General features: G+C 70.6%; 4 protein-coding genes, 1 tRNA gene and 2 pseudogenes. 3 read left to right on the forward strand and 4 right to left on the reverse strand.

All coding sequences use genetic code 11. The features are described from left to right. Positions 1–686, reverse strand: a pseudogene (locus tag V7Z97_RS19140) (FAD-dependent oxidoreductase); the annotation flags it as partial. A gap of 312 nt (positions 687–998) precedes the next feature. Between V7Z97_RS19140 and V7Z97_RS19145 the strand changes: the two are divergent. Continuing rightward, a complete protein-coding gene (locus V7Z97_RS19145) occupies positions 999–1,175 on the forward strand; it encodes a hypothetical protein (RefSeq protein WP_334165056.1) in 177 nt (58 codons plus the stop codon). Between the two features lie 181 nt (positions 1,176–1,356). On the opposite strand, the gene tig is transcribed toward V7Z97_RS19145, so the two are convergent. After that, entirely contained in the window at positions 1,357–2,799 is a 1,443-nt protein-coding gene (tig, locus tag V7Z97_RS19150) for a trigger factor (protein ID WP_334165059.1), read from the reverse strand. Between the two features lie 161 nt (positions 2,800–2,960). Next, positions 2,961–3,045 (reverse strand) — tRNA-Leu (locus V7Z97_RS19155). Between the two features lie 121 nt (positions 3,046–3,166). On the opposite strand from V7Z97_RS19155, the gene V7Z97_RS19160 reads away from it, so the two are divergent. Together V7Z97_RS19160 and V7Z97_RS19165 are read left to right on the forward strand one after the other, a co-directional pair. Continuing rightward, positions 3,167–3,634 (forward strand): hypothetical protein, encoded by a 468-nt coding sequence (locus V7Z97_RS19160; RefSeq protein ID WP_334165057.1) that lies wholly within the window; start codon positions 3,167–3,169, stop codon positions 3,632–3,634. Between the two features lie 31 nt (positions 3,635–3,665). After that, complete coding sequence (locus V7Z97_RS19165) at positions 3,666–4,892, forward strand: glycosyltransferase (RefSeq protein WP_334165058.1); 1,227 nt, start codon at positions 3,666–3,668, stop codon at positions 4,890–4,892. Here V7Z97_RS19165 and V7Z97_RS19170 read toward each other — a convergent pair. Continuing rightward, positions 4,889–5,126: pseudogene (locus V7Z97_RS19170) on the reverse strand (peptidase inhibitor I78); the annotation flags it as partial. The gene V7Z97_RS19165 and the pseudogene V7Z97_RS19170 sit on opposite strands and share 4 nt — an antisense overlap.

Genomic DNA, 5,126 nt, shown 5'->3' on the forward strand with positions numbered 1-5,126 from the left:
GACGAGAGCCAGTCGATGCCGATGTGGATGTTGGCGCGGGCCTCCTCGCGGCCCGGCAGGTCGAGGTCGCGGCCGCGCGGCGCGCCGGAGCCCACGAAGACCGCGTCGTAGCCGTCCTCCAGCAGGGCCTTCAGACTGTCCACACGCTCGCCCAGGCGCAGGTCCATGCCGCCCAGGCCGGTGATGAAGCCCACCTCCTCGTCGATCACCTCCTCCGGCAGGCGGAAGCGCGGGATCTGGCTGCGGATCATGCCGCCGGTCTTGGCCTCGGCGTCGAAGATGGTGAGCTGGTAGCCGAGCGGCGCCAGGTCGCGGGCGACGGTGAGCGACGCCGGGCCGCAGCCCACCAGCGCCACCCGCTTGCCGTTGGACTGGGCGGCCGGAGCGGGCATCCGCTGGGCCACCTCGCCCTTGTTGTCGGCCGCCACCCGCTTCAGCCGGCAGATGGCCACCGGCTCCTCCTCCACCCGGCCGCGGCGGCAGGCGGGCTCGCAGGGGCGGTCGCAGGTCCGCCCCAGCACCCCGGGGAAGACGTTGGACTTCCAGTTGATCATGTAGGCGTCGGCGTAGCGGCCCTCGGCGATCAGCCGGATGTATTCGGGGACCGGCGTGTGCGCCGGACAGGCCCACTGGCAATCGACGACCTTGTGGAAGTAGTCGGGGCCCTCGGTACGCGTGCGCTGCAAAACGGAATCCTTCCCGACACGCTCTACTCCCGCGGCGGCGAAGGCGAACTCCGGCGAACCGGAGAGGGCCCGCCGTCACGACGCGGCGTCCAATTGCGAGGTTACGTCCCGTTTCCGGCCGAAGCCAACCGGTTTCTGATCGGCGTTCGGTGATTTGCGGTCGCAGGGCCGCGCGGGCCGGACGGCCCTGCCGCGGCGCGGCATCACGGGAACGTCACGCGGGTGACGTAAGGGGCGGCCTAGTCGGGCGTACAGGGTAAATGATAGCTTAACCGCGGGAGCCCCTTCGCCAGGGGTTAGGGAGATCTGCCGATGAGCCTCGAGCGCGACGTCGCCTCTGCGCCTGCGTCCCCCCTGCTTCCGATCGAGCCCGTGCTGGCCCTGCCGCTGGACGAGGACACCGGTCCGCTGTCGCTCCACCAGGAGATCAACGAGCGCCGCGCGCGGATCGAGAACGCCGAGCTGCTGCGCCGGCTGCGGGGGCTGTAGGGCCCGCTCGGCGTCATCCCGGCTTCGCGGAGCGAACACCGGGACCCATGAAAACCGTGCCCAATCCGGATCGGGTGGGCGGTGACGCCGCGCGGCTTCCGATGGCGCCCACGAGGGGATCTGAAACGAAAAACGCCCCCGGGATCACCAGGGGCGTTTCCGCATCTCGCTCGCGAGACGGCTATTCTTCCGAAGCGGCCTCGTCCTTGGCGGCGGCCTTCTTCTTCGGGGCGGCCTTCTTCTTCGGCTTGGCTTCGGCCGCCTCGGCGTCGGCGTAGCCCTCGGGCAGGTCGTCCTCCTTCAGGAGGTCTTCCTTGCTGACCTTCTTGTCCGTGACGGCGGCCTTCTCGACGATCAGGTCGACGACCTTGTCCTCGAAGATCGGGGCGCGGAGCTGGGCCTGGGCGTTCGGGTTCTGGCGGAACAGGTCGAACACCTGCTGCGCCTGCGGGCCGTAGCGCATCGCCTCGCGGCGCATGGCCTCGGCCAGCTCCTGGTCGGTCACCTGGACGTTGTTGGCGCGGCCGATCTCGGCCAGCACCAGGCCCAGGCGCACGCGGCGCTCGGCGATCTTGCGGTATTCCGTCTGCAGCTGCTCGTCGGTCTTGCCGGCGTCGTCGTCCGGCAGGGAGCCCTGCTCCTTGTCCTGCTGCACCTGGGACCAGATGGAGGCGAACTCGGCCTCGACCATCTTCGGCGGCAGCGGGAACTCGTGGCTGGTGTCGAGCTGGTCGAGCAGGGCGCGCTTCAGCTTGAAGCGGCTGGCGCCGGCGTACTGCTGCTCGAGGTTGGTCTTGATCAACTCGCGGAGCTTCTCAAGGTTCTCGACGCCCAGGCGCTCGGCGAAGGCGTCGTCGGCCTTGGTCTCCACCGGGGCCTTCACTTCCTTCACCTTGACGTCGAAGACCGCGTCCTTACCGGCGAGGTTGGCGGCCTGGTACTCCGCGGGGAAGGTGACCTTCACCTCCACGTCGCTGTCGGGCGTCGCGCCCACCAGCTGCTCCTCGAAGCCCGGGATGAACTGGCCCGAGCCCAGCACCAGCTCGGCGTCGGCAGCCGTGCCGCCCTCGAAGGCGACGCCGTCCAGCTTGCCCACGAAGTCGATGACGACCATGTCGCCGTCCTTGGCCTTCACGGACTTCCCGGTCCTCGGCTCGTAGGTCTTGTTCTGGGAGGCGAGCTCGTCGACCGCCTCGTCCACCTCGGCCTCGGTGGGCTCGTAGACCGGGCGCTCCAGCTTCAGGCTGGACGGGTCGACCGGCTGGAACTCCGGCATGATGTCGACGGCGATCTCGTAGGCCAGGTCGGCCTTGCCCTCGATCACCTGGTTCATGTCGCCTTCCGGCTTCAGGTCCGGGTCGCCGGCGGGACGCAGGTTGTTGTCGGTGAGGACCTTCTGGGTGGTCTCGGTGAGGGTCTGTTCGACCACCTCGCTCATCAGCGCCTTGCCGTAGAGGCGGCGCACGTGGGCCGGCGGCACCTTGCCCGGGCGGAAGCCCTTGATGTTGAGGGTCGGCGTGATCTCGGCGATCCGCGCCTCCAGCTTCTCGGTGAGGTCCGAAGCGGGAACGGTGACGCCATAGACGCGGCTGAGGCCTTCACCGGACTTTTCAACGATCTGCATCGACATTCTGGAACTTCCGGACGCCGCGCCGTTGCCGCGCGCTCCGCCCGCCTTCAGTGTGAAATGGTGAGCGCCGCCGGAGGGGCTCCGGCGGCGGGGCGGCGACTTATGTCACGCGCCGTGCGTGCGTCCAAGCCCTAAGGGCCTTCCTTGGCCAAGGCTGGTGCGGATGAGAGGACTCGAACCTCCACGCCTTGCGGCGCTGGAACCTAAATCCAGTGCGTCTACCAGTTCCGCCACATCCGCGATCGGCGTGAGAGCCCCTTAGGACAGAAGCCGGCGCGCCGCCAGAGGTGAGACCGAGACGCGGGTCCGCGCATTCGGATAACGTTGTGTCGGGATTCCTACAGATGCCGGAAGGCGCCAGATGCCCAATGACCTGCTGTCCCGCCTGCGCGAGGACTACACCCGGGTGGCCAAGGGCTTCGTGGGGCCCCTGCTCGACGTCCTCGCCGCGGGCCGGGAGGCGTGCGGCGGCGACCTGGACCGCTTCCACGTCCTGCTGGTGATCGCCCAGCGCACCGCCGAGGACCGGCGCACGGCGGGGCTCAACCTCGACGACCTGCTGGAGGGCCGGGTCGAGGACCTGCCCAGCCTGACGACCAACGTCCGCTCGATCGCCGAATCCACCGGCATCCCGAAGGAGACGGTGCGCCGCAAGGTGGCCGCCCTGGTCGCCGACGGCCTGGTGCGGCGCGAGGGCAACGAACTGTCCTACACCCGGCTCGGCCTGCAGCGGCTGTCGAGCGTGCGCGAGCCGATCCTGCGCTTCGCCGTGCGCGGCCACCAGGCGGTCACCGCCCTCGACCTGGACGAGGATCCCGGAGCGGGGTGACAGCCGCGCCGGCCGCGCTATGAAGGCGGCCATGGGGTCCGGCGTCCTCTTCGTGCACAACAACTTCCCGGCCCAGTTCCGGGACCTGGCCCAGACCCTCATGGCGCGCGGCGCGCCGTGCGCGGCGATCGGCGCCCACACCTCGCCCGGCATCCCGGACCTGCCCCACGCCCGCTACAAGCTGGGCCGCGGGACCACGCCCGGCATCTTCCCCCTGGCGGTGCGCGCGGAGGCCGACCTGATCCGCGCCCGGGCGTCGCTGAAGGCGGCGCGCCACCTCCAGGAGACCGGCTTCGAGCCGCAGGTGATTGTGGGCCATCCGGGCTGGGGCGAGACCCTGTTCCTCGACGAGGTGTGGCCGAACGCCCGCCGGGTGATGTTCTCGGAATTCTTCTACCACGGCCGCGGGGTCGACGTGGGCTTCGACACCGAGTTCCACGCGCTCACCGAGGACGCCGTGCTCGTCGCCAAGGCGAAGAACGCGGTGATGACCCTGGCGCTCTCGGAGGCGGACGTGATCGTCGCCCCGACGGAGTTCCAGGCCTCGGTGCTGCCCCCGGTGTTCGGGCCGCGGGTGAGGGTCATCCACGAGGGCGTGGACACCGAGGCCATCCGCCCGGGCCCAGCCGAGCCGTTCGCCCTGGATGACGGCCGGGTGATCCGGCCGGGCACGCCGGTGATCACCCACATCAACAACAACATGGAGCCGCTGCGCGGCCTGCACATCTTCGCCCGCGCCCTCCCCGCCGTGCTGAAGGCCGTGCCGGACGCCCAGGTGATCGTGATCGGCAAGCCGACCAGGAGCGGCTACGGCGGCACGGCGCCCGACGACCTGACCTGGCAGGACGTGTGCCTGCAGGGCGTCGAGCTCGATCCGGCGCGGGTCCACTTCCTGGGCAAGGTGGAGCATGCGCGGATGCTGGCGGCGCTGCGGCTGTCCACGGCGCACGTCTACTACACCTACCCGTTCGTGCTCTCCTGGTCGCTGTCGGAGGCCATGGCCAGCGGCTGCTACGTGATCGGCTCCGACACCCCGCCCCTGCACGACGCCATCGAGGACGGGGTGAGCGGCCGGCTGCTGCCGTTCTTCGACGTGGAGGCCCTGTCGGAGGCGCTGATCGCGGCGTGCGAAGACCCGGCGGCCTCGGCGTCCATGCGCGAGGCGGCGCGGGCCGCGGCGGTGGCGAAGTTCAACCGGGCGACGGGCCGGGCGGCCTGGCTCGACCTGCTGCGCGAGCAGGGCCTCGCCCTGCCCTAGCCGCAGCGGATCTCGCGGATGATCCCGGTCTCGGCGTCGAAGAAGAAGTTGAGCCGCTCGGGGCTGAAGTCCTGGGTCACGGGACAGGTGGTGCAGGCCACCCGCTGGCGCTCGGGCCGCACCGGCACCGGGATCTCGCTGCGCGGGCGGCCGACCAGGTGCTGCAGCTCGGCGGCGCCGCAGCGGTCGCGAGGCGGCGGCGGCGCGGGGGCCGGCGGCGGGGCGGCCACGGGC

The sequence above is a fragment of the Phenylobacterium sp. genome (genome assembly GCF_036821595.1).
Taxonomy (GTDB): domain Bacteria; phylum Pseudomonadota; class Alphaproteobacteria; order Caulobacterales; family Caulobacteraceae; genus Phenylobacterium.